Consider the following 25873-nt stretch of genomic DNA (forward strand, 5'->3'; position numbering starts at 1 on the left):
GTGGCACAGACTAGTACGGCAAGATCCACATATTCGCCAAGTTCATCTGGTGTCAGACGATCTGATGCCATACGATCGAGTGGTGAAGAACCTCCCTGCCCCCGAACCGTGGACGGCTGCCCTCCCCGAGGCGACGCCGCCGCCCGACATGGCGATCTACCAGCTCCCCACCGGCACCTACGAGACCCGAGCGGCATTCGCGGTTAGGGGTGGCTCGTTCCGTGACAAGCGGCAGTTCGCCGCTACCGCCGTCCTCGTGCGGCACCCGAACGGCGACTTCCTCATCGACGCCGGCTTCGGGGCGAACGTCGCCGCGCACGTCGCCATGCAGCCGCGGTTCGCCCGTGCCCCCTTCCAGCGCAACCGGACGGTGCGCGAGCAGCTCGACGACAGCGGTTACGACCGCACCAGACTCCGCGGCGTGTTCCTGACGCACTCGCACTGGGACCACGCGAGCGGCCTGGACTCGCTCGACCTCCCGGTGTGGATGAACAGGGGCGAGCTCGAGTACGCCGCGAAAGACGGTGACGGCAGGGTCTTCCGGGCCGTCTCGCCCGGCCACGAGATCCGCGAGTACTGCTTCGACGGTCCCGCGTACCTCGGCTTCTCCGCGAGCTTCGACGTCCACGGCGACGGCTCTCTGGTGCTGGCGTTGGCCGGCGGTCACACCACGGGATCCGTGGTCGCGTTCGTGACCCTTCCCGCGGGGAAGCGCTACGCGTTCATCGGCGACCTGACCTGGCAACTGGACGGAGTCCACCGGCTGGTGGAACGCCCCTGGCTGCTACGGGCCCTCGCCGACAGCGACGCCGAACAGGTGCGGCAGGGCATCCGGCGATCGGCCGCGCTGACCGAGCTGATGCAGGTCGTCCCCGCCCACGACGGTCGCGCCTACGAGGGAATTCCTCTCCTGGCCGGTGCGGCGCGATGACGGAAGGGCCAGCGCCGTCACTCGACTCCGAGATCACCTGGCTGTTGCACCGCGCCGCCCAACGGATGCACGTGGTGACCGGCGAACAGGCCGAGAGGCACGGGCTGCACCTGCGGGACTACATCGTGTTGAGCGCGCTCGACAAGACACCCGGGCTGACCCAGGTCGAGCTGGCCAGGGCGCTGGGGCTCGACAAGACGACCCTGATGACTCAACTGGACCGACTGGAGCAGGGCGACCTCGTCGTCCGCCATTCCGCTCCCCACGACCGCCGGCTGCGCATCCCGGCGATCACGACCGCCGGCGAGGAGGTACGGGCGCGGGTCGCCCACGACAGCGAGGAGGCGGAGCGGAACGCGATGGCCGGGTTCAGCCAGGCCGAGGTCGACACGTTCCGCCGAATGCTGTTCGCGATCATCGGCACGGCGGTGGACCCGGGGTCCTGCCTGTGATGCTCGGCGAGCACAAATAGCTCGGCGCTCAGGCGCTCTCCTCCTCGGGAGAGCGCTTGGCGCGGCTGGGCTGAACGCGTTTGGGTTCGCCGGGCATTTTCGGGTGGTCCGGCGGGTACGGCAGGTCACCCTGGCCGGCGGCGGCGTCCCGGTCGGCCCACTCGAGCAGCGGGGTGATGTCCCACGGTGCGTCGTCGATGCCGGCGTGCGGGTCACCACGCTCGGCGAGCCGGGCCGGCACGGTGCGCAGGTCGAAGTCGTCCGGGTCGACGTCGGGCAGCTCGTCCCAGGTGACCGGGGTCGAGACGGTGGCCCGCGCGTTGGCCCGCAGCGAGTACGCGCAGGCGATCGTGCGGTCGCGTGCCATCTGGTTGAAGTCGACGAAGACGCGGGTGCCGCGCTCCTCCTTCCACCAGGCGGTGGTGACCAGGTCGGGGTTGCGGCGCTCCACCTCCCGGGCCAGCGCGATGGTGGCCCGGCGCACCTCGGTGAACGTCCAGCGGGGCTGGATGCGCAGGTAGACGTGCACGCCCCGGCCGCCGGAGGTCTTCGGCCACCCGGTCGCGCCCAGCTCGTCGAGGAGCGCGCGGACCTCGCCGGCCGCCCGCGCCGCGTCGGCGAAGTCGGTGCCGGGCTGCGGATCCAGGTCGATGCGCAGCTCGTCGGGGCGATCGACGTCGGCGGCCCGCACCGGCCACGGGTGGAAGACGATGGTGCCCATCTGCGCCGCCCAGGCCACGTGCGCCAGATCGGCCGGGCACAGCTCCGCGGCGCTGCGACCGCTCGGGAAGGTGATCTGCGCGGTCGTCACCCAGGGCGGCACCCCACGGGTGGGCACCCGCTTCTGGAAGAACGCCTCGCCCTCGACGCCCTCGGGGAAGCGTTGCAGGGTGGTCGGCCGGTCCCGCAGGGCGCGCATGATCCCCTCGCCGACCGCGAGGTAGTAGTGGAAGACGTCCGCCTTGGTGAACCCCCGCTGCGGGAAGATCACCCGATCCGGACTGCTCAGCCGGACGGTGTGCCCGGCTACCTCGACCTCGGCGGCCGCAGCCTTGGTGCCACCCATCCCGCGACCTTATGCCACGCCCCCGACGTTCGACGTACCGTGGAAGGGTGAGTCTTGACGACAACGAGCTGCCCCGTACCGACGAAGAGTGGCGGGTCCGACTGACCCCCGAGGAGTTCCACGTCCTGCGTGAGCACGGCACCGAACGCCCGTGGACCGGCGAGTACGTGGACACGAAGACCCAGGGGGTCTACCACTGTCGCGCCTGCGGGCTGGAGCTGTTCTCCAGCGACACCAAGTTCGACTCGCACTGCGGCTGGCCGAGCTTCGACGACGCCATCCCGGGCCGGGTCAAGGAAATCGAGGACCGCAGCCTCGGCATGGCCCGTACGGAGATCCGCTGCGCCCGCTGCGACAGTCACCTCGGGCACGTCTTCCACGGCGAGGGCTTCACGCCGAAGGACACCAGGCACTGCGTCAACTCGGTCTCCATCAAGCTGGAACCCCAGTGATACCGGCGTTCGGGGCGTAACCGCACTCAGGGCGTACCCCTGAGCAGCTCGACCTCGGCGGCCCGGGACTGCTCGATGCGCCGGGCCAGGTCGCGGACCCGCTCGTTGCGGCCGACGCCGACCTGGGATCGGGCCAGGTCGGCCGCCGATCGCTGGTGGTCGGCGAGCACCTCGCGCAACACCCGGTCAACGTCCGCGTCCGGCGCGGTCCGCAGCCGGTCGAGCGCGGCGTCGTCGCCGTGCCCGGCGTGGTGGTGTACGGCCGCGCTGGCCGCCGGCCCGGCGGTGGGCAACCAGCCGCGCATCGCCGCCAGCTCGTCGGCCTCGGTCGCCTCGATGGCGGCGGCCAGGGTGCGCAGCGCCTCGTCGCGCACCCGGTCCCGAGCCAGCCGGACGATCTGCAGGGTGCGTTCACTGTGCCCGACCATGGTGCTCAGGAACACCACGTCGATCCCGCTCATCGCGTCCGCCTCGACCGAGGACCCGACGCCCGCGGACCCGGCGCCCGCGGACCCGACGCCCGCGGACCCGACCGCCACCGAGCCGGCCGGGGACGCGGGGGCCGACTGCGGCAGGGCCGACGGGCTCGACGTGGGCGATCCGGCGCAGGCTCCGGTGAGCAGCAGAGCGGCAACGAGAGACGCCAGAGGGGTACGGCGGGGCATGCCTGTTGCTCCGTTCACGCGAGAGCGGCGACACGGGTGCGACCAGGGGCCGCACCCGTGCGGTCAGACCTGAAGCCAGAGCGCCGGTACGTTCGGCGGCTCCCAGCCCGGGATCGCGGTGTGTGCCTGCCGGCAGCGGTACGTGGCTCCGCCGTAGGTGACCTGGTCCCCGACCTGGTAGGCCCGACCCGTCGCCCAGGTGCCGCCCTGCGCGGGCGGATTGGTCGGCGTGGGGGTCGGGGTGGGCCGTGGGGTCGGGGTGGGTGAGGGGGTGGGGGTCGGGTTCGACCCGCCGCCGCCGATCTGCACGTCGATGCAGGAGTAGAAGGCGTTCGCCGTGTCGGAGATGTTCCACACCGCGAGGATCTTCTGCCGGCCGGTGAAGCCGCCCAGACTGACGTTGTGCGACACGGTGGCGCCCGGCTGCTGGCCGTTGCCGTTGACCACGCCGACCCGGGTGTTGCCGATCCAGTACTCCCAGTTGCTGGTCGCGTGTCGGGCGGTGTTGACCCAGGTGAAGGTCAGCGAGCTGCCCACCGAGGTGGCCGGCCAGCCCCGGCTGTCGTCGTTGAGGACGGCGAACTGGGAGATTCCGGCATTGCAGCTGCGCAGGCCCTTGGGCCCTTCGACGCTCTGCGGCTCGTACTTGATCTGCCCGCAGTCGGGCACCCGGCCCTGCGCGCAGAGCGCCTGCCGGCTCGGTGGGGCGGAGACGTAGCCGTGCGCCTGCGCGGGGGCGGCGACGGTGAGGGTGGCGGCGACGGCGCCCGCCGCCACCAGCGGGACGGTGATTCTTCGACGCATCGGGGCAGCTCCTTCTCCAGGTCCGGTGAGGTGCCCTCAAGGTAATTTAAACATTGTTAACAGTAAAGACTCTCATCGATAAATCCATCGATGGCGACAGTTTTCTTCTCAGAGCCGGAGCAGGCTGCCCCGGTCGTCGACCTGGTCGGCCGACTCGTCGTCCAACCAGACGCCGCCGGTGCCGAGGTAGCGGAAGCGGTACTCCCCCGGCGGCAACTTCACGGTCACCGTCCTGGTGCCGTCGCGGCGGGCCACCAGCTCGTGCCGTCCCGGCTGCCAGCCGTTGAAGGAGCCGACGACACTCACCGGGCCGGGCGGGACATCGCGGGGCAGGCAGAAGGTGACCCGGGTCTGGCTGCCGAAGAGCTTGTTGCGCTTGATCACGGTGATCCTCCGGGGGTTGCGGCGGTTCACCCGGCACAACGGGCAACACGCCGACGCCGACACGCCGCCGACGGGGTGAGGCATCGACGTTCCGCCCCACGTCGGGGCAACCTGAGGGATTCTGTAGGCACTTGTTCACTTAACGGAGGTTTTCGGTGGCAACCTGCGAGGTCTGCGGCAACGACTACTGGATGGCGTTCGAGGTGCACACCGTCAGCGGCGACGTGCACACCTTCGACTCGTTCGAGTGCGCGATCCAGCGCATGGCACCGATCTGCGAGCACTGTCAGGTCAAGATCGTCGGGCACGGCGTCGAGGTCAACGGCCGCTTCTTCTGCTGCGCGCACTGCGCCCGTGCCGTGGAGGGCGCGGTCGGAGCCGAGATCCGCGACGCCGTCGGCGCCCGCCCAGCCTGACCGGCGGACACCACGTCGACCCGCCCGACCTACCATCGGCGGATGCCCCAGCAGACCACCGAGCTCCGGACGGCCTCCTTCGCCGACCTGAACGCCCGCACCTTCCACGACCTGCTCAAGCTGCGCATCGACGTGTTCGTGGTGGAGCAGAACTGCCCGTACCCGGAGCTCGACGGGCGCGACGTCGAACCGGGCACCCGGCACCTCTGGCTCACCGACGGCGGCGCGCCGCTGGCGTACCTGCGGATTCTGGCCGACCCGGACGGCGTCGCAAGGATCGGTCGGGTGGTGGTGGCCCCGACGGCGCGCGGCGGTGGGCACGCCGGCCGGCTGATGACGGCGGCGCTGGAGGTGATCGGCAACCGACCCTGCGTGCTGGACGCCCAGTCGCACCTGGTCCCGCTCTACGGCCGGCACGGCTTCGCGGTCAGCGGCCCGGAGTACGTCGAGGACGGCATCCCGCACACCCCGATGCGGCGCGATGTCATTGACGTCTGACTATCCGCCTGGCATGGTGCCGGGTAGAGCCATCGCGGGAGCCAGCGATTAGGCGCGGGAGTGGGCAACTCCCGGCGATCCGGGTGTCGACGTCCGACCTCATCCCCCCGGGGGCTCCATGTCCACTCTCACCCGATCACGACGCGTGCTCTGGCTGTTCGCCATCGTGGCGACCACCACGCTCCTTCTGACGACCGCAGTGACCGCCATGCGGGCCGAACCCGCCTCGGCGCACGGTTCGGTCGTCGACCCGGCCTCGCGTAACTACGGCTGCTGGCAACGTTGGGGCAGCGACTTCCAGAACCCGCGGATGGCCACCGAGGACCCGATGTGCTGGCAGGCCTGGCAGGCCGACCCCGCCGCCATGTGGAACTGGAACGGCCTGTACCGCGAGGGTGTGGGGGGCAACCACCAGGCTGCCGTTCCCGACGGCCAACTCTGCAGCGGCGGACGCACCCAGAGCCCGCGCTACAACGCGTTGGACACCATCGGCGCCTGGAAGACCACAGCGGTGTCGAACAACTTCCGGCTCCGCTTCGTCGACCAGGCCCGTCACGGCGCCGACTACATCCGGGTGTACGTGACCAAGCAGGGCTTCAACGCAGCCAGCCAACCACTCGGCTGGGGCAACCTGGAGTTGGCGGGCCAGATCGGCAACACCCCCGCCTCCCAGTGGAGCCCGGACCCCAGTGGTGTCTCGATCCAGATCCCGGTGAGCGCGCAAGGCCGCACCGGACGGCACATCGTCTACACCGTCTGGCAGGCCAGCCACCTGGACCAGTCGTACTACCTGTGCAGCGACGTCGACTTCGGCGGCGGGTCGACCACCCCACCCACCGATCCCCCGCCGACGACCCCGCCGCCCACCACTCCCCCGCCGACCACCCCGCCGCCGGCCGGTGCCTGCACGGCGACGTACCAGGTGACCGGTCAGTGGTCCGGCGGCTTCCAGGCCGACGTGAAGGTGACCGCCGGTGGTTCACCCACCCAGGGCTGGTCGGTGAGCTGGAACTACGGCAACGGCCAGCAGGTCACCTCGTCGTGGAACGCGACGGTCAGCACCAACGGCACGCTGGTCACCGCACGTAACACCAACAACAACGGCACCCTCGCCGCCGGCGCGAGCACCACGTTCGGATTCCTCGGCTCGTGGAACGGCAGCAACCCGGTTCCGCTGGTCTCCTGCACGACGACCAGTTGACCCCCGTCCGGCGCCGCACCCGGGCGGGGGTGCGGCGCCGGCCGGCGGGAAATGCGGTGGTGCCGGACGGTCCGTCCGGGCACCATCCCCGCATGATCGAGATCAGGGTGCTCACCCCCGATGACTGGCCCACCTGGCGCGAGCTGCGGCTGGCCGCCCTCAGCGAGGCGCCGGGGGCGTTCGGCTCCCGGCTCGCCGACTGGCAGGGCGACGGCGACCGCGAGCAACGCTGGCGCGACCGACTGAGCATCCCCGGCTCACATAACCTGGTAGCCGTCCTGGACGGGAGTCCGGTCGGGATGTCGAGCGGCGTGCCCACGGCGGACCCTCTGGTGATGGACCTGATCTCGATGTGGGTGCACCCCGACGCCCGCGGCAAGGGTGTCGGCGACCGCCTGGTGGACGAGGTGGCGCGCTGCGCCCGCGAGCGCGGCGCCGACCGGCTGCGCCTCACCGTCATGCCGGACAACACGCCCGCAAAGGCCCTCTACGAGCGCGTCGGCTTCACGCAGACCGACGAGCTGGGTGACCTCCTACCCGACGGCGTAGGCCACGAACAGGTAATGCAACGCACCCTCTAACCACGCCCTACCCGCCCCCCGTGCCCTCCCCGCCCCTTCCCTCCCGCGATCTTGCACTTTCGGTCGCCGGATCGCGACTTATGCCCTTTTCGTCGGGACAGAAAATGCAAGATCGCGGGGAGGGGGCGGGGGGTGCGGCGCCGGCCGGCGGGTGTCAGACCAGGCAGTTGACGATCTCGGCCACCGAGCGGCGGCGGCCGGTGTAGAACGGGACCTCTTCGCGGACGTGCCGGCGGGCGCCGGAGGCGCGCAGGTCCCGCATCAGGTCGACGATCCGGTGCAGTTCGTCGGCCTCGAAGGCGAGCATCCACTCGTAGTCGCCGAGCGCGAACGAGGCGACCGTGTTGGCCCGCACGTCCGGGTAGCCCCGGGCCATCTTCCCGTGCTCGGCCAGCATCTCGCGCCGCTCGGCGTCGGGCAGCAGGTACCACTCGTAGGAGCGGACGAACGGGTACACGCAGATGTAGGGGCGGGCCTCCTCGCCGGCCAGGAACGCCGGGATGTGGCTCTTGTTGAACTCCGCCGGCCGGTGCAGCGCCATCTGCGACCACACCGGGGTCAGCGCCCGGCCCAGCGTGGTGCGACGGAACCGCAGGTACGCGTCCTGGAGCGCGTCGGGGGACGCGGAGTGCCACCAGATCATCACGTCCGCGTCGGCGCGCAGCCCGGAGACGTCGTAGACGCCCCGGACCACGACGTCCTTGCCGGCCAGCTCGTCGAAGAGGGACACAACCTCGCTCGTGACGTTGTCCCGCAGCGACGGCAGCGGGGAGCTGGCCCGGAACACCGACCACATGGTGTAGCGGATGCTGTCGTTCAGCTCCCGCAACCGGGCCGCGTTGGTCTGCTCGGTCATCTCGCCGATCCTCCCAGTGCTGTGATGATCTCCTCGGCCGCCGTCTCGCCGGAGCGGACGCAGACCGGAATGCCGACGCCGTCGTAGCCGGCGCCGGCGAGAACCAGTGTGGGGTGCGTGGCCCGCAGCGCCGTCCGCGCGGCGGCGAGCCGGTCGGCGTGCCCCGGCGCGTACTGCGGCAGCGCACCGCCCCACCGTTGCACGTGCCCGTCGACCGGGGCGGGCAGCGGGGTGCCGAGCACCGCCGACAGCTCTCGGTGCACGGTGGCCGCCAGGTCCGCGTCGGGGCGCTGCAGGTGCGCCTCCTCGCCGTACCGGCCCACCGAGGCACGCACCAACGCCAACCCGTCCGGCCGGCGCAGATGCCCCCACTTGGTGGTGAAGAAGGTCGCCGCCTTGATCAGCAGGCCCTCGGTGCTCGGCACCAGGAAGCCGGACAGCTCGGGCAGTCGTGGCTGCGGCAACACCATGGTGACCAGCGCGACGCTCGCGTAGTCCAGCACGCCGACACCCGCCGCCACCACCGGCGCGGGGCCGGCGAGCAGCCGCGCCGCCGGTCGCGCCGGCACCGCCAGCACCACGGCGTCCACGTCCGCCATCTCCGGGTCCCGGGTCGGGCCGACGGTGAGCCGCCAACCGGTGCCGGTAGCTGTCAACTCGCGCACCGCGGCGTCCCGCCGTACCGTTGCGCCGCTGGCCGTCACCGCCGCCTCGACCAGGGTGCTCAGCCCGCCGGCCAGGGTGCCGAAGACCGGGGCGCCGGGCGCACGCGGCGCGGCGGCCTGCGCGGCCCGGACCGCGCCGACCAGGGTGTGCTCCACCCGGGCCGCGCGGGCCAGCGCCGGCATCGTCGTGACCAGGGAGAGATCGTCGGCGCGGCCCGCGTACACGCCGCCCAGCATCGGGTCGACCAGTCGTTCGACCACCTCGTCCCCGAAGCGGGACCGGACCAGCGCACCCACCGAGACGTCCGCGTCGGGCCCGACCAGCGGCCGACCGCCGTCGGTGTCGGCGTCCGCGGCCGGGCGGGCGACAGTGGTCACCCGATCCAGATCCCCGGGTACGCCCACCAGGGTGCCGCCCGGGATGGGGCGCAGCCCCCCGTCGATAACCAGCGCGGCCTGCCCCACAGTGGGGTGCACGATCTTCTCGGCCAGTCCGAGCCGGCGGGCCAACGCCACCGCCGCGCTCTCGGCGCCGGTCGGGTCGCGCATCAGGAACGACTCCGCGCCGAACTCCACCGGCTGGCCGGCCAGCTCGCCGGTGCGCAGCTTTCCGCCCAGCGAGCCGGACTGCTCGTACACAGTGATCTCGGTGCCGGCCGGTGCGCGGTCGCGCAAGCGGACCGCGGCGGCCAGCCCGGCGATCCCGCCGCCGACCACCGCCACCCGCCAGGGCTGCCGCATCGCCGGTCAGCCCTGGTCGGCCCGGCGGCTGGAAAGCTCGTGCACCAGCGCGACCACCCGGGTCAGCACCTCCGGGTCGATTTCCGGCAGCACCCCGTGGCCGAGGTTGAACACGTGCCCGGGGGCGGCCCGACCCTGCTCCAGGATGCGGCGCACCTCGGCCTCCACGACCGGCCACGGCGCGAGCAGCACGGACGGGTCCAGGTTGCCCTGCACCGCCTTGTCCGGGCCGATCCGGTGAGTGGCAACGTCCAGCGGCGTACGCCAGTCGACGCCGACCACGTCGGCCCCGGCCTCGCCCATCGCGCCGAGCAGCTCGGCGGTGCCCACCCCGAAGTGGATCCGGGGCACCCCGGTGCCCACCAGCCCGCTCAGCACGGCTGTCGAGTGCGGCAACACGAAGCGGCGGTAGTCGGCCTCGGAGAGCGCACCGGCCCACGAGTCGAACAGCTGCACGGCGGAGACGCCGGCCTCGATCTGCACGCGCAGGAAGGCAAGGGTCACCTCGGCCAGCCGGGCGCAGAGCGCGTGCCACAGCTCAGGATCGCCGTACATCAGGGCCTTGGTCTTCGCGTGGGTGCGCGACGGCCCGCCCTCGACCAGGTAGCTGGCCAGCGTGAACGGCGCACCGGCGAAGCCGATCAGCGGGGTGTCGCCCAGCTCGACCACCAACTGCCGGACGGCCTCGTCGACGTACGAGACGTCGTCGCGGGTGATCCGGCGGATCCGCTCCACGTCGGCGGCGGTGCGGATCGGCTCGGCGACCACCGGGCCGGTGCCCGGCACGATGTCCAGGTCGATCCCGGCCGCGGCGACGGGCACCACGATGTCGCTGAACAGAATTGCCGCGTCCACGCCGTGCCGGCGCACCGGCTGGAGGGTGATCTCGGTGACCAGCTCCGGGCGGCGGCAGGACTCCAGCATCGGCACGCTCGCCCGGATCTCCCGGTACTCCGGAAGGGAGCGGCCGGCCTGGCGCATGAACCAGACCGGGGTGTGCGGGACGGGCCGACGTCGGCAGGCCCGAATGAAGGGCGAGTCGGCCGGTCCGCCGGGGCGGGAATCTCCGTCTCGGGCGACAGTGCCCGTGGTGTCCGTGGTCATCGCCGCAATCGTGCCACGCCCACCACCCCCAACCGGGTGGGGGTGAGAGGAAGGGCACCGTTCCTTACGCCCGGTGCCCCTCGCGAGCGTCGGCGCGCCGTCGAAGCGGGCGGCGGGCGTCGGCATAGGCTGCCGACATGGCCCCCCCGATCGCGCTCCCGGAGACGTTCGCCCGCGCGGTCGCCGGGCTGCGGTCGGCCGCTCCCCGGCCGGAGATCACCCTGGAGGAGGTCGGTGCCCCCCAGCGGCTGGCCCCGTACGCGTTCGCGCTCGCCGCGACAGTGCTGCGCGACGACGACGAGGTGGCGACCGGCCGGCTGATCCTGCTGCACAACCCGGTCGGGCACGAGGCGTGGCAGGGCACGCTGCGGCTGGTCACCTATGTGACCGCCGAGTTGGAGGTCGACCTGGCCGCCGACCCGCTGCTGCCCGGGGTCGGCTGGACGTGGCTGACCGACGCGTTGGACGCCCAGGACGCCGGCCACCGGGCGATCGGCGGGACGGTGACGCAGACCATGTCGACCCGGTTCGGCGATCTCGCCGGGCCACCGACCATCGGTGACATCGAGATCCGCGCGTCCTGGACGCCGATCGACGACGACCTGACCCCACACCTGCTCGGCTGGTGCGCACTGCTCGCCTCCACCGCCGGCCTCCCCCCACCCGGCGTCACCGCCCTCGCCGACCGCCGCCCCGCCGGCGCAGCCTGACCCGCTTTCCCACCCCACCCCACCCCCGTCTGCGTCGATCTTGGGGTTGTGGTGGGCGAGATGCGACTCCGTGCGGCATTTGTGGGGCACCACAACTCCATGATCGACCGGGTGGGAGCGGGAGACCGAGGACATCTTGTGGACACCTGACCGACACACGCCGGACCGGCTGCACCCGCCGGATCTCCGCGCGCACTAGGGTTGGCAGGTGACCGACGAACCACCCCTGCGCCGTCGGCCCACCGAAGAACTTCCGGGAAACGCACCCCAGCACCCGCCGTCGGCCCAGCCGCAGCCGGCGGGCGAGGGGGCCGACCCGGCCGACGGTGGGCCCGTTCCGCTGATCGCCCCGCGTGACGGCACCCCCGATCCGGTGGCCGCCCCGGCCGAGCTCGCCGAGGTCGTGGCCCGCTTCGCGGCGGGCACCGGCCCGGTCGCCCTGGACGCCGAGCGCGCTTCCGGCTACCGCTACAGCCAGCGCGCGTACCTGGTGCAACTGCGCCGGGCCGGTGCGGGCACGGCGCTGATCGACCCGCTGCCCCTGCCCGACCTCAGCGCGCTGGACGCGGTGATCGGCGAGGCCGAGTGGGTCCTCCACGCGGCCAGCCAGGATCTGCCCTGCCTGGCCGAGGTGGGGCTGCGTCCGCGCCGACTGTTCGACACCGAGCTGGCGGCTCGGCTGGCCGGCTTCGAACGCGTCGGGCTGGCCGCGCTCACCGAGCAGCTGCTCGGGTTCACCCTGGAGAAGCACCACTCGGCGGCCGACTGGTCGAGTCGACCGCTGCCCGAGTCGTGGTTGACGTACGCCGCCCTCGACGTGGAGCTGCTCACCGACCTGCGCGACGCGCTGGACGCCGAGTTGACCCGGCAGGGCAAGTCGGCCTGGGCCGCGGAGGAGTTCGCCGCGCTGGTCCGCACCGGCGCCCGCCCGCCCCGGGTCCGCGCGGAGCCGTGGCGGCGCACCTCGGGCATCCACCGGCTGCGGGGGGCTCGGGCCCAGGCCCGGGTCCGCTCGATGTGGTATGCCCGGGACCAGATCGCGGCCCGGCGGGACGCCGCTCCCGGTCGGGTGCTGCCCGACTCGGCGATCATCGCCGCTGCCGAGCTGGACCCGAAGGACGAGAAGACCCTGCTGACCCTGCCCGGTTTCGGTGGTCGGTCGGTCCGTCGGCTGGCCCGCACCTGGCTCGCCGCGCTCGACGACGCCCGGCAACTGCCGGACGATTCCCTGCCGGTCTCGCCGGCCGTGGAGGGTCCGCCCCCGCCGCACCGGTGGGCGGAACGGGACCCGGTGGCGGCTGGTCGGCTGGCCCGCTCCCGGGAGGTCGTGATCCGCATCGCCGGTGAGCACAACCTTCCGCCGGAAAATCTGATCACTCCGGATTCGGTCCGCCGGCTGGCCTGGACCCCACCCGAAGAGATCACCGAGGAGTCGGTAGCGGAGACCCTGCGCGGCCTCAACGCCCGCGAGTGGCAGATCGCCCTCCTCAACCCCGACCTGACCGAAGCCCTAACCCCCACCCCCACCCCCACCCCAACCCCCCTCCCCTAACCCACCCACCCACCCACCCAAGCTCAGGGTGATCATGAGGTTGACGGGCCTCCAGGAGATCCACAGCCCCGCCAACCTCATGATCAACCGGGTGGTGGGGTAGGTGGGATGTGGGGTGTGGGGTGGGCCACAGGCAGGGGTGGGGACGGGGTTGGTTACTGGCGAGTAGCATCCGAGGGAAACGTGCCCGTGTCGGCGACCATCGTTCGGTCCTCCGTGCCGCCCGGCACGAAGGCCGAATCACGGTCGAATAGGAGGCTCAAGTGCCCCGTGAAGTTCGCGACGTCGTCTTCGTCGACGGCGTCCGTACCCCGTTCGGCAAGGCGGGTGGCATGTACGTCAACACCCGCGCCGACGACCTGGTGATCCGCTGCATCCGGGAACTGCTGCGTCGCAACCCGCAGCTGCCCCCGGAGCGGGTCGAGGAGGTCGCCATCGCGGCCACCACCCAGATCGGCGACCAGGGCCTCACCATCGGCCGCACCGCCGCCCTGCTGGCCGGGCTGCCCAAGACCGTTCCCGGCTTCGCCATCGACCGGATGTGCGCGGGGGCGATGACCGCGGTCACCACGGTGGCCAGCGGCATCGCCATGGGCGCGTACGACATCGCCATCGCCGGTGGGGTCGAGCACATGGGCCGCCACCCGATGGGTGAGGGCGTCGACCCCAACCCGCGCATCATCGCGGAGAAGCTGGTCGACCCGTCCGCGCTGGTGATGGGCTCCACCGCGGAGAACCTGCACGACCTGGTCCCGCACATCACCAAGGCACGCACCGACGCGTTCGCGCTCGCCTCGCAGCAGAAGACCGCCAAGGCGTACGCCAACGGGAAGCTCCAGGACGACCTGGTGCCGATGTCCATCCGCGACGCGGAGGGCGGCTGGGGTCTGGCGACTGTGGACGAGGCCCCGCGGGACACGTCGCTGGAGAAGCTGGCCACCCTGAAGACCCCGTTCCGCCCGCACGGCAAGGTCACCGCGGGCAACGCGGCCGGCCTGAACGACGGCGCCACCGCGAGTCTGCTGGCCGACGAGGCCACCGCCCGCGAGCTGGGCCTGCCGGTCGCCATGCGGCTGGTGTCGTTCGGCTTCGTCGGAGTCGAGCCGGAGGTGATGGGCGTCGGCCCGATCCCGTCGACGGAGAAGGCGCTGCGCCTGGCCGGGCTCAGCATCGACGACATCGGCCTGTTCGAGTTGAACGAGGCGTTCGCCGTGCAGGTGCTCGCCTTCCTCGACCACTTCGGCATCGCCGACGACGACGCGCGGGTCAACCCGTGGGGCGGTGCGATCGCCATCGGTCACCCGCTGGCCTCCTCCGGCGTACGGCTGATGACGCAGCTGGCCCGCCAGTTCGCCGAGCACCCCGAGGTCCGCTACGGCGTGACCGCGATGTGCATCGGCATCGGCATGGGCGGCACGGTCATCTGGGAGAACCCGCACTGGACGGAGGGCGACAAGTGAGCGCACTGGCCGCACCGAACGAGGTCGTCACCCGGGCGCTGCTGCGCCAGGTGAACGTGCCGGGGCTGGACCGGCCCGCCGCCCTGATCACGCTGGACAACGGCTTCGACCACACCAAGCCGAACACCTTCGGCCCGGGTGGGCTGGCCAGCCTGGACGAGGCGATCACGGCCGCGCTCGCCGCGGACCCGGCGTTCATCGCGGTCACCGGCAAGCCGTACATCTTCTGCGTGGGCGCGGACATCGTGGGCCTGCCGCAGCTCGCCGACCGCGCGCAGGCGCTGGAGATCGGGCGGCTCGGCCACCGGGTCTTCGCCAGGCTCAAGGACAGCACCGTCCCCACGTTCGCGTTCGTCAACGGCGCGGCGATGGGCGGTGGCCTGGAGCTGGCGCTGCACTGCCACTACCGGACGCTCTCCGGCGGCGCGGCGGCCCTCGCGCTGCCCGAGGTCTCCCTCGGCCTGGTGCCCGGCTGGGGTGGCACCCAGCTGCTGCCGAACCTGATCGGCATCCCCGCCGCGACCCAGGTGATCATTCAGAACCCGCTGATGCAGAACAAGATGCTCAAGCCGAAGCAGGCGGCCGAGCTGGGCATCGCGGACATCCTGTTGGAGCCGGCGGACTTCCTGGAGCGGTCCCTGGAGTGGGCCGCCGGTGTGGTCCGGGGTCAGGTCACAGTGACCCGACCCGAGGTCGACAAGGACATGTGGGCGGGCGTGCTCTACTTCGCCCGGGAGACGCTGAACCAGCGGCTGCACGGCGCGGTCCCGGCCGCGTACAAGGCGCTCGACCTGCTGGAGACGGCGAAGGACGGTGACTTCGCCGCCGGCACCGCCGCCGAGGACGAGGCCCTCGCGGACCTGGTCTTCTCCGAGGAGCTGCGCAGCGGCCTGTACGCGTTCGACCTGGTGCAGCGGCGGGCCAAGCGCCCGGCCGGCGCACCGGACAAGGGCCTGGCTCGGACGATCACCAAGGTCGGCATCGTCGGTGCGGGCCTGATGGCCAGCCAGTTGGCGCTGTTGTTCGCTCGTCGCCTCCAGGTGCCTGTGGTGCTGACCGACCTCGACCAGTCCCGCGTGGACAAGGGCGTCGGCTACGTGCACACCCAGATCGAGAAGGCCGTCATCAAGGGCCGGATGGACAAGGGCACCGCAGCCAAGCTGTACGGCCTGGTCAGCGGCACTGTCGACAAGAGCGCCTTCGCGGATGCCGACTTCGTCATCGAGGCGGTCTTCGAGGACCTGGGCGTCAAGAAGCAGGTCTGGGCCGAGTTGGAGAAGATCGTCTCTCCGGAGGCGGTGCTCGCCACCAACACCAGCTCGTTGTCGATCACCGAGATGGCCGCCGAGTTGGAGCACCCGGAGCGGGTGGTCGGCTTCCACTTCTTCAACCCGGTGGCGGTGCTGCCGCTGCTGGAGATCGTCCGGGGCGAGCGGACCGACGACGTCACCCTGGCGACCGCGTTCGCCGTGGGCAAGCAGCTCAAGAAGTCGAGCGTGCTGGTCAAGGACGCTCCGGCGTTCGTGGTGAACCGGCTGCTCACCCGCTTCCTGGGCACCGTCTTCGCCGCCGTCGACGCCGGCACCCCGCTGGACGTGGCGAACAGCGCACTGGACCCGCTGGGCCTGCCGATGCGCCCGCTCGCCCTGCTCCAGCTGGTCGGGCCGGCCGTCGCGTACCACGTGGGCGGCACCCTGCACGCCGCGTACCCGGACCGGTTCTCCGTCAGCGAGAACCTCAAGCGGATCGCCGACTCGGGCCAACCGATCGTGGTCGACGACCAGGTCAACGAAGAGGTCGCCAAGCTGCTCGTGGTCGGTGACCAGCCGCTGACCGCGGAGCAGGTACGCCAGAACGCCCTCGACGCGCTCGCGCAGGAGATCCGGCTGATGCTGGACGAGGGTGTGGTCGCCGAGGCGCAGGACATCGACCTGTGCATGATCCTGGGCGCCGGTTGGCCGTTCCACCTGGGCGGCGTCACGCCGTACCTGGATCGGACCGGCACCTCCGAGCGGGTCACCGGCCAGCGGTTCCTGCCGCTTGGCGCGGCGAGCCTGCCGGCCTGAGGAGATCGCAGCACCACCGTCGCGGTGGTCGGACTGTCCCTCGTGGACGGGCCGGCCACCGTGACCGTTTGTGATCAGGCGATCGCCGGGTGCGAGTCGCCGCGGGGACAACGGCGGGCTCCGCGCCGGGTTAAGATCACGCGTTTTGCAACCCCATCTTGGAGCTGACTGATGTCCCAGCCGCCGGCCAATCCCTACGGCCCGCCGCACGATTCCCCCGACCCGTCGCAGCAGCCGGGCCAGCAGCCTGGCGGCTGGCCGCCGCCGCAGCAGCAGGGACAGCCGCAGCAGCCCGGTGGCTTCTCACCCGCGCAGCCTGGTTTCCCACCCGCGCAGCCTGGTTTCCCACCCGCGCAGCCTGGTCAGCCGTACGGTGACCCGAACCTGGTCGGCGGCCCACCCCCGGCGAAGAAGTCGAACGTCGGCAAGATCGTGCTGATCGTGTTGGCCGTGGTGCTGGTGCTCTGCGTCGGCGGCGTGGCGATCACCTGGTTCGCCGTCAAGGACGACGTGGGTGCCGTCGTGGATGCCAGCAAGACCCGGGTGGTCGCGCCGGCCACCCTCGCCGGCCGGCCGAAGCTCACCAACCCGGAGCTCCAGACGGCCGCCGACCAGGCGGTCAACGAGATGAAGTCGGGGGCGCAGAACCAGACCAGCACTGTCGCCGCCTTCTACGGCGACCCGACCAAGCGGGACCTCGTCATGATCGCGGCCGTGTCCGCGCTGCTGACGGACCCGAAGAAGGATCTCGACGCCTATGTGGACGGGCTGTCCAAGCAGCTGACGGTGGACAAGATGACGGCGGTCGACGCCGGCCCGCTCGGCGGTGAGGCGCGCTGCGGCGACGGCACAGCCGAAACCGTGCCGCTGGGCATCTGCGTCTGGGCCGACCGGGGCAGTCTGGGCATGGTGGTGATGTACTTCAAGTCCGCCGACCAGGCGAAGGCCGAGTTCACCACGATCCGGGGCCAGGTCGAGCAGCAGTCCTGATCCGTACGTGAACGGGGCCCCGGCCACCCTCTGGTGGCCGGGGCCCCGTTGCTTCTCCTGGAGCGCACCGACCGGCCGCTGTCGTCATGGCAGCCATCCACCGAGGTCGCCAATACTTTGCCCTTGCGCTAAGTGTCATCCCCGGGAACACTTAGCCGCATGGCACAGTATTCGGCGCAGCTCGACGGCGTGTTCGTCGCCCTCGCTGACCCGACCCGGCGCTGGGTCATCCGACGCCTCGGCCACGGTCCGACGAGCGTCGGCGACCTCGCCCGCGAATTCTCGATGACCCTTCCCTCGTTCATGAAGCACGTGCAGACGCTCGAGTCGAACGGACTGATCCACACGACCAAGTCCGGCCGGGTGCGCACCTGCGTGCTCAACCGCGACCGCCTCGCCGTCGTCGACGACTGGCTCGCCGAGCAGCGCCGGATTTGGGAAGAGCGCACGGATCGCCTGGAACACCTCGTCACCGATCAGCAGGAGAGGCAGCAGTGAATCCGGACCTGGACCTGACCATGGCGCGGGTTATCCGCGCCCCTCGCACCGCCGTGTGGAGCGCCTGGACCGACCCGTCCCGCTTCGAGAAGTGGTGGATACCGGCGCCGTCCCTGTGCCGCGTCGATCGCTTGGACGTCCGGCCCGGTGGCGCACTCGTGACCCGGCTGAGCGACGACGGGGTGGAGTTCGTCCCGCACCTCGACGCGTGCTTCCTCGTCGTCGACGACCTCGAACGGATCGTGTTCACCAACGTGATCAACAGCGCCTGGCGGCCCGCGAACCCTACCCCGGTTGCGATGACCGCGGAGATCACCATGAAGGACCATCCGGACGGCACTGACTACCGGATCATCGTCCGCCACGGTGATCCCGCCGCTCGTGACCTTCACGAGAAGATCGGCTTCGCGGACGGCTGGGGCTCGGTCACCGAACAACTCGCCGGGCTCACCGAGAGCCAGGGGGCGCTGTGAAGATCGTCCTTACCGAGTTCGTCACTCTCGACGGCGTCAGCCAGGGGCCCGGCTCGCCGACCGAGGACACGAGTGGCGACTTCACCCGGGGTGGCTGGCTCGTGCCCTACCTGGACGAGGTCTTCGTCCGCCGCACCTCTGACTGGTTGGGTCTCGCCGACGGTCTGCTGCTCGGACGGCGGACCTACGAGGCGTTCGCTCGCGACTGGCCGCAGATCACCGACCCGAACGATCCGTTCACCGAACGGATGAACTCGCTCCCCAAGTACGTCGTGACCAACACCCTGGCGGAGGGTAGTTGGCACCCGACGACTGTGCTCCACGGCGACCCGATCCGCACCGTCGGAGAGCTCAGGGCGCAGCCAGGACGGGAGCTCCAGATTCACGGCAGCGCCCGACTTGGCAAGGCTCTGTTGTCAGCTGGCCTCGTCGACACACTCCGAATCGTCGTGGCCCCCACCGTGGCCGGTTCCGGGCGTCGACTGCTCGACCATCCGAATGCGCCCGTCGGCCTCCGACTGGTACACCACGAAGCGACGGCGAAGGGTCTGCTCCTGCTCGAGTACGAGCATGTCGGCGCCGCCCCGGTGGCGGAATACCAGGGCGCGACGACCTTCGTCTAGTCACCGCGCCACGAGACGGCCAGTCACTGCCTGATTCTCGCGGTCCCAGCAGCGTGGAGCCGGGCCCCCGGCCACCCCTCGGGTAGCCGGGGCCCCGTGCCGTATGTCGGCGGTCAGGCCGACTCGGCAACCTCCGACGTGGCGAGCGCCGCGGCCCGCGCCGCTGCCGCGGCCGCCCGCTCGGCGGCGTTGCCGAGCACGCAGAACTCGTTGCCCTCCGGGTCGGCGAGCACCACCCAACCACCACCGGTCGGGCCGACGTGGTCGGCGACGAACGTCGCGCCGATGCCGAGCAGTCGCTCGACCTCCTCGGCCCGGGTCCGATCAGCGGGTTGCAGGTCCAGGTGCAGCCGGTTCTTCACCGTCTTGCCCTCGGGCACCGCGATGAACAGCACCTCCGGGCCACCCGGCGGCAGGAGCATCGCCTCCGGGTCGCCGGGAAAGTCGTCGGGGTGCCGCGGGCAGTCGAAGACCTGCGCCCAGAAGCCAGCCAGGGCGTACGTGTCGTGACAGTCGATGCTGATGTTGTGGATCGTCGAACTCACAGTGGTCCTCCACGGTGGTGACGTGGTGCGGCCCCGTGTCCGGGCGCAGCGCACCACGCAGGAACTGGTTTCCCCTTCGAGTGGGCGATCAGCGCCCGAACCCCTGCGGGGGCGCTCCGCCTCCGGGACGTCAGCCGACGCGGACCCGGGGCGCGGAGCCAACATTTGTGGACATCGACGCACCCCCTTTCATCTCGCGCTGACGACGCGATCTTGCCACCGGCCGAGCGGGGCGCGCAACCCCGTTCAGCCGACGGTGGAAACCGTGCCGGGCAGCGCCGGGGCGTCCACCGCCGGCAGGGTGACAGTCACCTCCAGACCACCGCCCGACTGCGCGATCACCCGCACGGTGCCGCCGTGCGCCGTGCAGACCGCCCGGACGATGGACAGCCCCAGGCCGGAGCCCCGGGCGCCGGTGCGTTCCCGGCCACCACGCCGGAACGGCTCGAACAGTCCCGGCACGTCGGCCTGGTCCACCTCGAAACCGGTGTTCCCCACCACCAGCCAGGACCGGTCGCCGTCGGTGCCGGTACGCACCCACAGCCGGCCGTGCAGGTGGTTGTAGCGGACCGCGTTCTCGATCAGGTTTCCGGCCAGTCGGTCGAGCAGCCCCGGGTCGCCGACGACCGGGGCGGACTCCAACGACGTCTGCACCCGCAGGCCGATCCGTTCCACCTCGCGGCGCATCGCCGACAACGCGTTGGCGGTGCCCGCGGCGAGGTCACACTCGGTACGCCGGCCCAGCTGCCGCCCGGCCTGCGCCTCGCTGCGGGCCAGCACCAACAGCGCGTCCACCAGGCCGTTGGCCCGCTCGGAGGCGTCGCGGACGACTGTCGCCATCCGTCGGTACTCGGCGGCGTCCGCGTCGTCGTCGCTGAGCGTCACGTCGATCTCCGTCCGCATCACGGCGAGCGGGGTACGCAGCTCGTGCGAGGCGTTCGCCACGAAACGCTTCTGGGCCTCGAACGCGGACGCGATCCGGTCCAGCATGGCGTCGAACGTCTTGGCCAGCTCGGCCACCTCGTCGTCGGCGCCCGAGTAGCCGATCCGCTGGTCCAGGGTCGCCTCACCGAGCCGCTGCGCTGTCGCCGTGACCTGGTGCAGCGGGCGCAGCGCCCGGCCGGCCACCGCGTACGCGCCGGCCACCCCGACCACGCTGATCGCCAACAGCGCGACCAGGCCCTTGGCCAGCAGCTCCCCGGAGGCGGCGTCGACCAACTGCCGCTGCCACTGGGCGGCGTCCATCTCCCGACCGTCGGAGAGCAACACGATGGTGCCGGGCACCAACTCGTCGGTGGGTCGCAACGCGTCGCGCACCAGCAGCCAGGCCAGCAGCACCAGGATCGCTCCGGCCCCGATGAGCAGCACACCGTTGAGCACTGTCAGCCGCAACCGCAGAGTGGGCCGCAACCGCCGGCTCACAGCACGACCCCGGTTCGCGACTGCGGGGCTCGCAAACCCGGCTCACTCCTCGCGCTCACAGCACGACCCCGGTTCGCGACTGCGGGGCTCGCAAACCCGGCTCACTCCTCGCGCTCACGCTCCCACCTCAGCGGTGCGGTAGCCCGCTCCGACCACCGTCTCGATCAGCGGCGGGTCACCGAGCTTCTTGCGCAGCGTCATCACGGTGACCCGGACGATTGTGGTGAACGGGTCGGTGTTGGCGTCCCAGACCCGTTCCAGCAGTTCCTCACTGGAGACCACAGCGCCGCGCGCCTTGAGCAGTTCGCAGAGCACCCCGAACTCCTTGTTGGTGAGGTCCATCGGCACACCGGCGCGGGTGGCCACCCGGCGGGCCGGGTCGAGCACCAGGTCGGCCAGTTCGAGCACGGGCGGCGCGGCCGGGGTGGCCCGCCGGCCCAACGCCTGCACCCGGGCGACCAGTTCGTCGAAGGCGAACGGCTTGGGCAGGTAGTCGTCCGCGCCGAGCTGCAACCCCTCCACCCGGTCGGCCACGGTGCCGCTGGCGGTGAGCATCAGCACGCGGGTCAACGCGCCGGAGGCCGCCAGGTCGGCGCAGATCTGGTCGCCGTGGACACCGGGCAGGTCGCGGTCGAGCACCACCACGTCGTACCGGGTGACGAACGCCGCCTCGTGGCCGGCGTCGCCGTCGTACGCCACGTCGACCGCCATCCCCCGCTTGCGCAACCCGCGTGCGATCGCGTCGGCGAGGTTGCGCTCGTCCTCGACCACCAGTACCCGCATCCCGGCCTCCTCGCTGCTGACCACCGACAACCTAGTGCCGGCCGGCAACCCATCGTCCCTCGCCGCCCGCGCCGGCCGGCGTTGCGGGCCACCGCGGCGTACGCGATGCTGGCCGGCGGCACCGAGCGACGGACGGAGCTGGCATGACCACTGCGGCACCACCCACCCGACGGGACATCGCCTACCGGGGTTTCCACCTGCCGGCCGACGCGGCCGGCGGCAGCGGCGACGGCCTGCGCGCCGGCGGTCGAGGGCTCGTCCTCGACGGCGTCGCCCAGCGGGGCACCTGGACGTCGCCGCCGGTGCCTGTCGGCTTCGCCGTCGCCGAGGTGGTGCCGTCCTGGACGGCGGACACCCCGGACGGCTGCTGGATCGAGGTGGAGCTGCGCGGGTGGCACGACGACGCGCCCAGCACCGACTGGTACCGGCTGGCCCGCTGGGCAGCCGACGACCACACGGTACGACGCACCTCGCTGCCCGGACAGCGCGACGGCGCCGCCAGGGTCGACACCGACACCCTGCTCGTGACCGGAGCGACGGTCACCGGTTGGCAGGCGCGGGTGACCTTGTGCCGGCCCGCCGGCAGCCCGACCGGCCCGGTGCTGGGCAGCGTCGGCACCGGCCCGGTGCTGGGCAGCCTCGGCACCGGCCCGGTGCTGCGCAGCGTCGGCGCGGTCGCCACCGGGCCGACCCCGACCGACCACGGGTACGAGCGCGAGCCCACCTCGACCGCCGCCCGTGGCATCGTGCTGGACGTGCCCCGCTACTCCCAGCGGCTGCACGCCGGCCAGTACCCGCAGTGGGGTGGTGGCGGCGACTCCTGGTGCAGCCCCACCTGCACCTCGATGGTGCTCGCCTACTGGGGTGCCGAGCCGACACCGGACCGCTACGCCTGGGTGGAGCCGTCCGGCCCGCGTCCGGTGGTGGTGCACGCCGCCCGACACTGCTACGACCACGCGTACGCGGGGGCCGGCAACTGGCCGTTCAACACCGCGTATGCCGGTCTGCACGGGGTGGACGCGTTCGTCACCCGACTGCGGTCACTTGTCGAGGCGGAGGCGTTCGTAGCGGCCGGCATCCCCCTGATCGTCTCTGCCGCGTTCCGGGCCGACGAGGTGCCGGGGCTCGGGTACGACACCGGAGGGCACCTGATGGTGCTGGTCGGCTTCACCGCCGACGGCGACCCGGTGCTCAACGACCCGTACGCCCCGGACGACGACGCCGTCCGTCGTACCGTGCCCCGGCGGGGGTTCGAGGCGGTCTGGCAGCGTGGCAGCGGCGGGGTGGCGTACGTACTGCGACCCGAGTCGGTGCCGCTGCCCCCTCCACCCGCCCAGGCGAACTGGTGATCAGTCGGCCAGTTCCCAGAGCTGGTACGAGCCGGCCGCGGTGGCGCCGCACACCAGGTAACCGGTGATCGCCTGACACTCCCCGGTGGCATCGGGCAACACGTCCACGATGCGCACCTCGCCGGCGGCGATGTCCAACTCACCGACGAGCACCCCTCCGTCGGGATGCCGGCGGATGCCGACCAACCGGCCGCCGACACCGAGTTGGTACAGCTCCCACCTGCCCAGGTCGGCCAACTGTCGGCCGGTCAGCGCGTCGAGCACGATGTACTGCTCCATCGGACCGAAGCCGCTGACGTTGGCCATCAGCCGGCTCTCGTACGGCCAGCCCCACAACCAGCGGTCACTGCGCCAGCGCTCGTCGCCGGTCGCGGGGTCGAGCGCCTGCAGCTCGTTGCCACCGGTGCGGAGACACACGACGGGCCCACAGTCCAACGCGAATTCGATCGGGCCGCTCGCGCGTGTCCAGCGTCGCTCCAACCGGTCCAACCCGTACGCGTTGATCGTGCCCGAGCCTCTGTCGATGGCCAGCAGCAGGTCGTCGATCAGTTCGATTCCCAGCCGTGCGCCGCCGGGTGGGCGCATCTCGGCACGGGCCAGCGCCGCGCCGGTAGTGGTGTCGCGTACCTCGACCAGTCCGTTCGCCTGGCTGAGCACGATCCGGTCCACCCCGCGCCCGGTGTCCCGGATGCTGATCTCGGCGATGGTGGGGGGTAGGTCCCAGCGCACGGTGCCGCAGCACGGATCGACCGCGCGCACACTTGACGGTTCGGTCTCGCCGCCGCTGCGCAGCAGCAGGTTGCCGTCGGTCAGCTCGTAGGCGACGCCCGGCTGCTGCCACTGGTACGCCCCGGTCGCCCGGTCCAGTGCGACGGTGCGTGTCTCCCGGCCCTCCGGGCCGATCTCGAAGCCGGTGACCAACACCATCCCGGCCAGCGATCTCATCCCCCAGTAGCGGGCCTCCGCCGACAGCGGCGCCTGCCAGAGCGGCTCGCCGCCGGGCAGCCGATACGCGGCCAGCCGCGTCTGCCGTGTCGCGGTGTTGGTCGGCTCCATGACCAGGAAAAGGTCACCGTCGATCATGATGTCGGACCCGGGCCGGGCCGGCAGCGTCACCGGGGCCCGCCGGGATGGCGGCACGGCCGCGGCGGCGAGCGTGACAAGCGCGAGCAGCACGACCAGCGCGCAGCGCAGCGGGCGACCGTGAGCGCGGGGCGGGCGGGGCAGCGGGTCAGGGTCCGGACCGTGCCGCAGCTCGCCGAGGTCGATCACCGAGTCGGTCATCGCGTCAACCTCCATAGCGCGGTCGTGCCGTCGAGGCGCTGGCAGAGCAGGACCGGGAGGGACGCCTGGCAACTGCCGGCGATGCCCGGCAGCACGTCGACGATCCGTGTTCGGCCGGTCACCAGATCGAGTTCGGCGACGACCATCCGGCCGTCGTCGCCGCGCCGCACCCCGGCCAGCGGATCGTCCGGTCGGAGCACCGGCAGCAGGCTCCACTCGCCCAACTCGACGCGTTCCTGCCCGGTCGCCGCGTCCCGCACCGTGTATCCCTGGCCGGGCACGGTCATCAGCAGTCGGCCGTACCGGACGTCGGCCAGGACGTCCTGGCCCGACTCCGACCAGCGCACCGCGCCGGTGGCCGGATCGAGCACCTGCAGGCCGCCGATCTGCGGTACCGCGCAGAGCAGACCGCCGCAGCCGAGCACATGCGACACCAGCGTCACCTCGGCCGTCCACAGTGGCTTTAGGTCGGCCAGCCCGAAGCTCACCAGCCGGGTACTGCCCGGCGGGACGAGCAGCAGCAGGTCGTCGACGACCTGCGCCCGCTGGTACGCCGACCGGTCAGCGGGCAGCGTGTCGACGCTGCGCAGCAGGTGGCCGGAGCCGGCGTCGTACACCTGCACCTCGCCGGTCGGCTGCAGGAGCACGAACCTGTCGACCTGACCCTCAGGGTTGAGGTGGTAGGAGGGGCTGGCGGAGGACGGGATCGGCACCGACCAGCGCAGCCGGCCGGTGTCGGGCTCGATGCCGCTCATCCTGCCCGAGCCGTCCTCCCGGCCGTTGGTCACCAGCAGACCACCGCCGGTCGCCGGCTGGGGAGCACCGGGATGCTGCCAGCGTTGCCGGCCCGTCACGGCGTCGAAGGCGGTGGTCTGGAACAACCGGTTCGGGGCGTTGACCGCCAGGGTCAACACCAGCCCCCGTTCGACCCGGACGTCGAGGTAGTTACCGGTGCGGGCCAGCGGCGCCTGCCACCGCCGCCGCACCCCGACGCCGGTCGCCGACGGCTGGGCGTACGCGGTCAGGAACCGGTCCCCCTCGGGCGCCGGCGGGTCGACCACGAAGACGGCGTCCCCGGCGAGGTACGCGGTGGAGGTGCGCGACGCCGGCACGGCGTACACAGTCCGCTGTGGCGTCGGGGTCGCACCGCCCAGCACCACCAGGGCGAGCAGCAGCACCGCGGCGCTGCGCAGCGGGCGACCGGCGGCGCGCGGGCGACGAACCGGAGGCGCCGACACGGGCTCATCCCGAACCTCGCCCAGCTCGATGATCGACAACGCCCGTCCTTCCGTCACCAGTAAG

The 25873-nt window shown here is 71.7% G+C and carries 28 protein-coding genes; 16 read left to right on the top strand and 12 right to left on the bottom strand.

The genetic code is table 11. The features are described from left to right. Positions 1 to 82: 82 nt before the first annotated feature. Both IW248_RS17105 and IW248_RS17110 read left to right on the top strand, forming a co-directional pair. Positions 83 to 931, top strand: a complete 849-nt coding sequence (locus IW248_RS17105) for an MBL fold metallo-hydrolase (protein WP_307788014.1) — start codon at positions 83 to 85, stop codon at positions 929 to 931. Then, positions 928 to 1383 (top strand): MarR family winged helix-turn-helix transcriptional regulator, encoded by a 456-nt coding sequence (locus IW248_RS17110; protein ID WP_231396338.1) that lies wholly within the window; start codon positions 928 to 930, stop codon positions 1381 to 1383. The genes IW248_RS17105 and IW248_RS17110 overlap by 4 nt, the downstream gene beginning before the upstream one ends. A gap of 28 nt (positions 1384 to 1411) precedes the next feature. Here IW248_RS17110 and ligD read toward each other — a convergent pair whose 3' ends face one another. Beyond that, positions 1412 to 2449: a non-homologous end-joining DNA ligase gene (gene ligD / locus IW248_RS17115; protein WP_196927804.1), complete on the bottom strand. Its 1038-nt coding sequence runs from the start codon at positions 2447 to 2449 to the stop codon at positions 1412 to 1414. 47 nt (positions 2450 to 2496) lie between these two features. Here ligD and msrB point away from each other — a divergent pair, with 47 nt between their 5' ends. Beyond that, positions 2497 to 2901, top strand: coding sequence for a peptide-methionine (R)-S-oxide reductase MsrB (gene msrB / locus IW248_RS17120; protein WP_124819879.1), 405 nt, complete (start codon positions 2497 to 2499; stop codon positions 2899 to 2901). Between the two features lie 26 nt (positions 2902 to 2927). Here msrB and IW248_RS17125 read toward each other — a convergent pair whose 3' ends face one another. From IW248_RS17125 to IW248_RS17135, 3 genes are all read right to left on the bottom strand, one after another. Next, positions 2928 to 3566, bottom strand: a complete 639-nt coding sequence (locus IW248_RS17125) for a DUF305 domain-containing protein (RefSeq protein WP_196927805.1) — start codon at positions 3564 to 3566, stop codon at positions 2928 to 2930. A 63-nt stretch (positions 3567 to 3629) separates the two neighbouring features. Beyond that, positions 3630 to 4370, bottom strand: a complete 741-nt coding sequence (locus IW248_RS17130) for a lytic polysaccharide monooxygenase (RefSeq protein ID WP_196927806.1) — start codon at positions 4368 to 4370, stop codon at positions 3630 to 3632. Positions 4371 to 4478: 108 nt separating this feature from the next. After that, positions 4479 to 4754 (bottom strand): isoamylase early set domain-containing protein, encoded by a 276-nt coding sequence (locus IW248_RS17135; protein WP_196927807.1) that lies wholly within the window; start codon positions 4752 to 4754, stop codon positions 4479 to 4481. 155 nt (positions 4755 to 4909) lie between these two features. On the opposite strand from IW248_RS17135, the gene IW248_RS17140 reads away from it, so the two are divergent. The 4 genes from IW248_RS17140 (at position 4910) to IW248_RS17155 (ending at position 7450) form a co-directional block, all read left to right on the top strand. Continuing rightward, positions 4910 to 5170, top strand: a complete 261-nt coding sequence (locus IW248_RS17140; protein WP_091400670.1) for a metallothionein — start codon at positions 4910 to 4912, stop codon at positions 5168 to 5170. Between the two features lie 42 nt (positions 5171 to 5212). Then, on the top strand, positions 5213 to 5668 hold the full coding sequence (locus tag IW248_RS17145) for a GNAT family N-acetyltransferase (protein ID WP_196927808.1): 456 nt from the start codon (positions 5213 to 5215) through the stop codon (positions 5666 to 5668). A 118-nt stretch (positions 5669 to 5786) separates the two neighbouring features. Then, positions 5787 to 6869 (top strand): lytic polysaccharide monooxygenase auxiliary activity family 9 protein, encoded by a 1083-nt coding sequence (locus tag IW248_RS17150; RefSeq protein WP_196927809.1) that lies wholly within the window; start codon positions 5787 to 5789, stop codon positions 6867 to 6869. Between the two features lie 92 nt (positions 6870 to 6961). Continuing rightward, positions 6962 to 7450, top strand: coding sequence for a GNAT family N-acetyltransferase (locus tag IW248_RS17155; protein WP_196927810.1), 489 nt, complete (start codon positions 6962 to 6964; stop codon positions 7448 to 7450). Between the two features lie 154 nt (positions 7451 to 7604). Here IW248_RS17155 and hemQ read toward each other — a convergent pair whose 3' ends face one another. From hemQ to hemE, 3 genes are read right to left on the bottom strand one after another with little or no spacing between them, the layout of a single operon-like run. Continuing rightward, the gene (gene hemQ, locus IW248_RS17160) at positions 7605 to 8306 is read right to left on the bottom strand and encodes a hydrogen peroxide-dependent heme synthase (RefSeq protein ID WP_124815204.1); all 702 of its coding nucleotides are present in this window, start codon (positions 8304 to 8306) and stop codon (positions 7605 to 7607) included. Next, positions 8303 to 9712 (bottom strand): protoporphyrinogen oxidase, encoded by a 1410-nt coding sequence (gene hemG / locus IW248_RS17165; protein WP_196927811.1) that lies wholly within the window; start codon positions 9710 to 9712, stop codon positions 8303 to 8305. The genes hemQ and hemG overlap by 4 nt, the downstream gene beginning before the upstream one ends. A 6-nt stretch (positions 9713 to 9718) precedes the next feature. Continuing rightward, entirely contained in the window at positions 9719 to 10816 is a 1098-nt protein-coding gene (hemE, locus tag IW248_RS17170; protein ID WP_196927812.1) for a uroporphyrinogen decarboxylase, read from the bottom strand. Positions 10817 to 10953: 137 nt separating this feature from the next. Here hemE and IW248_RS17175 point away from each other — a divergent pair, with 137 nt between their 5' ends. From IW248_RS17175 to IW248_RS17210, 8 genes are all read left to right on the top strand, one after another. Beyond that, a complete protein-coding gene (locus tag IW248_RS17175; RefSeq protein WP_196927813.1) occupies positions 10954 to 11526 on the top strand; it encodes a DUF3000 domain-containing protein in 573 nt (190 codons plus the stop codon). A 208-nt stretch (positions 11527 to 11734) separates the two neighbouring features. Further along, complete coding sequence (locus IW248_RS17180) at positions 11735 to 13078, top strand: ribonuclease D (protein ID WP_196927814.1); 1344 nt, start codon at positions 11735 to 11737, stop codon at positions 13076 to 13078. Positions 13079 to 13341: 263 nt separating this feature from the next. Next, positions 13342 to 14538 (top strand): thiolase family protein, encoded by a 1197-nt coding sequence (locus IW248_RS17185; protein WP_196927815.1) that lies wholly within the window; start codon positions 13342 to 13344, stop codon positions 14536 to 14538. Next, positions 14535 to 16604, top strand: coding sequence for a 3-hydroxyacyl-CoA dehydrogenase NAD-binding domain-containing protein (locus IW248_RS17190; protein ID WP_196927816.1), 2070 nt, complete (start codon positions 14535 to 14537; stop codon positions 16602 to 16604). The genes IW248_RS17185 and IW248_RS17190 overlap by 4 nt, the downstream gene beginning before the upstream one ends. A gap of 171 nt (positions 16605 to 16775) precedes the next feature. Further along, entirely contained in the window at positions 16776 to 17594 is an 819-nt protein-coding gene (locus IW248_RS17195; protein ID WP_196927817.1) for a hypothetical protein, read from the top strand. A 159-nt stretch (positions 17595 to 17753) separates the two neighbouring features. Next, entirely contained in the window at positions 17754 to 18092 is a 339-nt protein-coding gene (locus tag IW248_RS17200; RefSeq protein ID WP_196927818.1) for an ArsR/SmtB family transcription factor, read from the top strand. Continuing rightward, complete coding sequence (locus tag IW248_RS17205) at positions 18089 to 18565, top strand: SRPBCC domain-containing protein (protein WP_196927819.1); 477 nt, start codon at positions 18089 to 18091, stop codon at positions 18563 to 18565. Before IW248_RS17200 ends, IW248_RS17205 begins: the two co-directional genes overlap by 4 nt. Then, the gene (locus IW248_RS17210; protein ID WP_196927820.1) at positions 18562 to 19188 is read left to right on the top strand and encodes a dihydrofolate reductase family protein; all 627 of its coding nucleotides are present in this window, start codon (positions 18562 to 18564) and stop codon (positions 19186 to 19188) included. Before IW248_RS17205 ends, IW248_RS17210 begins: the two co-directional genes overlap by 4 nt. A 113-nt stretch (positions 19189 to 19301) precedes the next feature. Here the strand turns inward: IW248_RS17210 and IW248_RS17215 are convergent, their stop codons facing one another. From IW248_RS17215 to IW248_RS17225, 3 genes are all read right to left on the bottom strand, one after another. Then, on the bottom strand, positions 19302 to 19733 hold the full coding sequence (locus tag IW248_RS17215) for a VOC family protein (protein ID WP_196927821.1): 432 nt from the start codon (positions 19731 to 19733) through the stop codon (positions 19302 to 19304). 246 nt (positions 19734 to 19979) lie between these two features. Then, a complete protein-coding gene (locus IW248_RS17220) occupies positions 19980 to 21155 on the bottom strand; it encodes a sensor histidine kinase (RefSeq protein WP_196927822.1) in 1176 nt (391 codons plus the stop codon). A gap of 114 nt (positions 21156 to 21269) precedes the next feature. Then, positions 21270 to 21938: a response regulator transcription factor gene (locus IW248_RS17225; protein WP_196927823.1), complete on the bottom strand. Its 669-nt coding sequence runs from the start codon at positions 21936 to 21938 to the stop codon at positions 21270 to 21272. A gap of 143 nt (positions 21939 to 22081) precedes the next feature. Between IW248_RS17225 and IW248_RS17230 the strand changes: the two genes are divergently transcribed. After that, entirely contained in the window at positions 22082 to 23287 is a 1206-nt protein-coding gene (locus IW248_RS17230; protein WP_231396340.1) for a C39 family peptidase, read from the top strand. Here the strand turns inward: IW248_RS17230 and IW248_RS17235 are convergent, their stop codons facing one another. Then, the gene (locus IW248_RS17235; protein WP_196927824.1) at positions 23288 to 24571 is read right to left on the bottom strand and encodes an outer membrane protein assembly factor BamB family protein; all 1284 of its coding nucleotides are present in this window, start codon (positions 24569 to 24571) and stop codon (positions 23288 to 23290) included. Next, positions 24568 to 25866, bottom strand: coding sequence for an outer membrane protein assembly factor BamB family protein (locus IW248_RS17240; RefSeq protein ID WP_196927825.1), 1299 nt, complete (start codon positions 25864 to 25866; stop codon positions 24568 to 24570). Before IW248_RS17240 ends, IW248_RS17235 begins: the two co-directional genes overlap by 4 nt. Positions 25867 to 25873: the final 7 nt, after the last annotated feature.

It is taken from the genome of Micromonospora ureilytica (genome assembly GCF_015751765.1).
Classification (GTDB): Bacteria; Actinomycetota; Actinomycetes; order Mycobacteriales; family Micromonosporaceae; genus Micromonospora; species Micromonospora ureilytica.

Bases quoted from the DNA above. Each gene is read 5' to 3' on its own strand.
- IW248_RS17230 (WP_231396340.1), top strand. From the start codon at position 22,082: ATGACCACTGCGGCACCACCCACCCGACGGGACATCGCCTACCGGGGT.
- IW248_RS17200 (WP_196927818.1), top strand. From the start codon at position 17,754: ATGGCACAGTATTCGGCGCAGCTCGACGGCGTGTTCGTCGCCCTCGCT.
- IW248_RS17175 (WP_196927813.1), top strand. From the start codon at position 10,954: ATGGCCCCCCCGATCGCGCTCCCGGAGACGTTCGCCCGCGCGGTCGCC.
- hemG (WP_196927811.1), bottom strand. From the start codon at position 9,712: ATGCGGCAGCCCTGGCGGGTGGCGGTGGTCGGCGGCGGGATCGCCGGG.
- IW248_RS17145 (WP_196927808.1), top strand. From the start codon at position 5,213: ATGCCCCAGCAGACCACCGAGCTCCGGACGGCCTCCTTCGCCGACCTG.
- IW248_RS17150 (WP_196927809.1), top strand. From the start codon at position 5,787: ATGTCCACTCTCACCCGATCACGACGCGTGCTCTGGCTGTTCGCCATC.
- IW248_RS17155 (WP_196927810.1), top strand. From the start codon at position 6,962: ATGATCGAGATCAGGGTGCTCACCCCCGATGACTGGCCCACCTGGCGC.
- IW248_RS17130 (WP_196927806.1), bottom strand. From the start codon at position 4,370: ATGCGTCGAAGAATCACCGTCCCGCTGGTGGCGGCGGGCGCCGTCGCC.
- ligD (WP_196927804.1), bottom strand. From the start codon at position 2,449: ATGGGTGGCACCAAGGCTGCGGCCGCCGAGGTCGAGGTAGCCGGGCAC.
- IW248_RS17110 (WP_231396338.1), top strand. From the start codon at position 928: ATGACGGAAGGGCCAGCGCCGTCACTCGACTCCGAGATCACCTGGCTG.
- IW248_RS17225 (WP_196927823.1), bottom strand. From the start codon at position 21,938: ATGCGGGTACTGGTGGTCGAGGACGAGCGCAACCTCGCCGACGCGATC.
- IW248_RS17195 (WP_196927817.1), top strand. From the start codon at position 16,776: ATGTCCCAGCCGCCGGCCAATCCCTACGGCCCGCCGCACGATTCCCCC.
- IW248_RS17235 (WP_196927824.1), bottom strand. From the start codon at position 24,571: ATGACCGACTCGGTGATCGACCTCGGCGAGCTGCGGCACGGTCCGGAC.
- IW248_RS17125 (WP_196927805.1), bottom strand. From the start codon at position 3,566: ATGCCCCGCCGTACCCCTCTGGCGTCTCTCGTTGCCGCTCTGCTGCTC.
- hemE (WP_196927812.1), bottom strand. From the start codon at position 10,816: ATGACCACGGACACCACGGGCACTGTCGCCCGAGACGGAGATTCCCGC.
- hemQ (WP_124815204.1), bottom strand. From the start codon at position 8,306: ATGACCGAGCAGACCAACGCGGCCCGGTTGCGGGAGCTGAACGACAGC.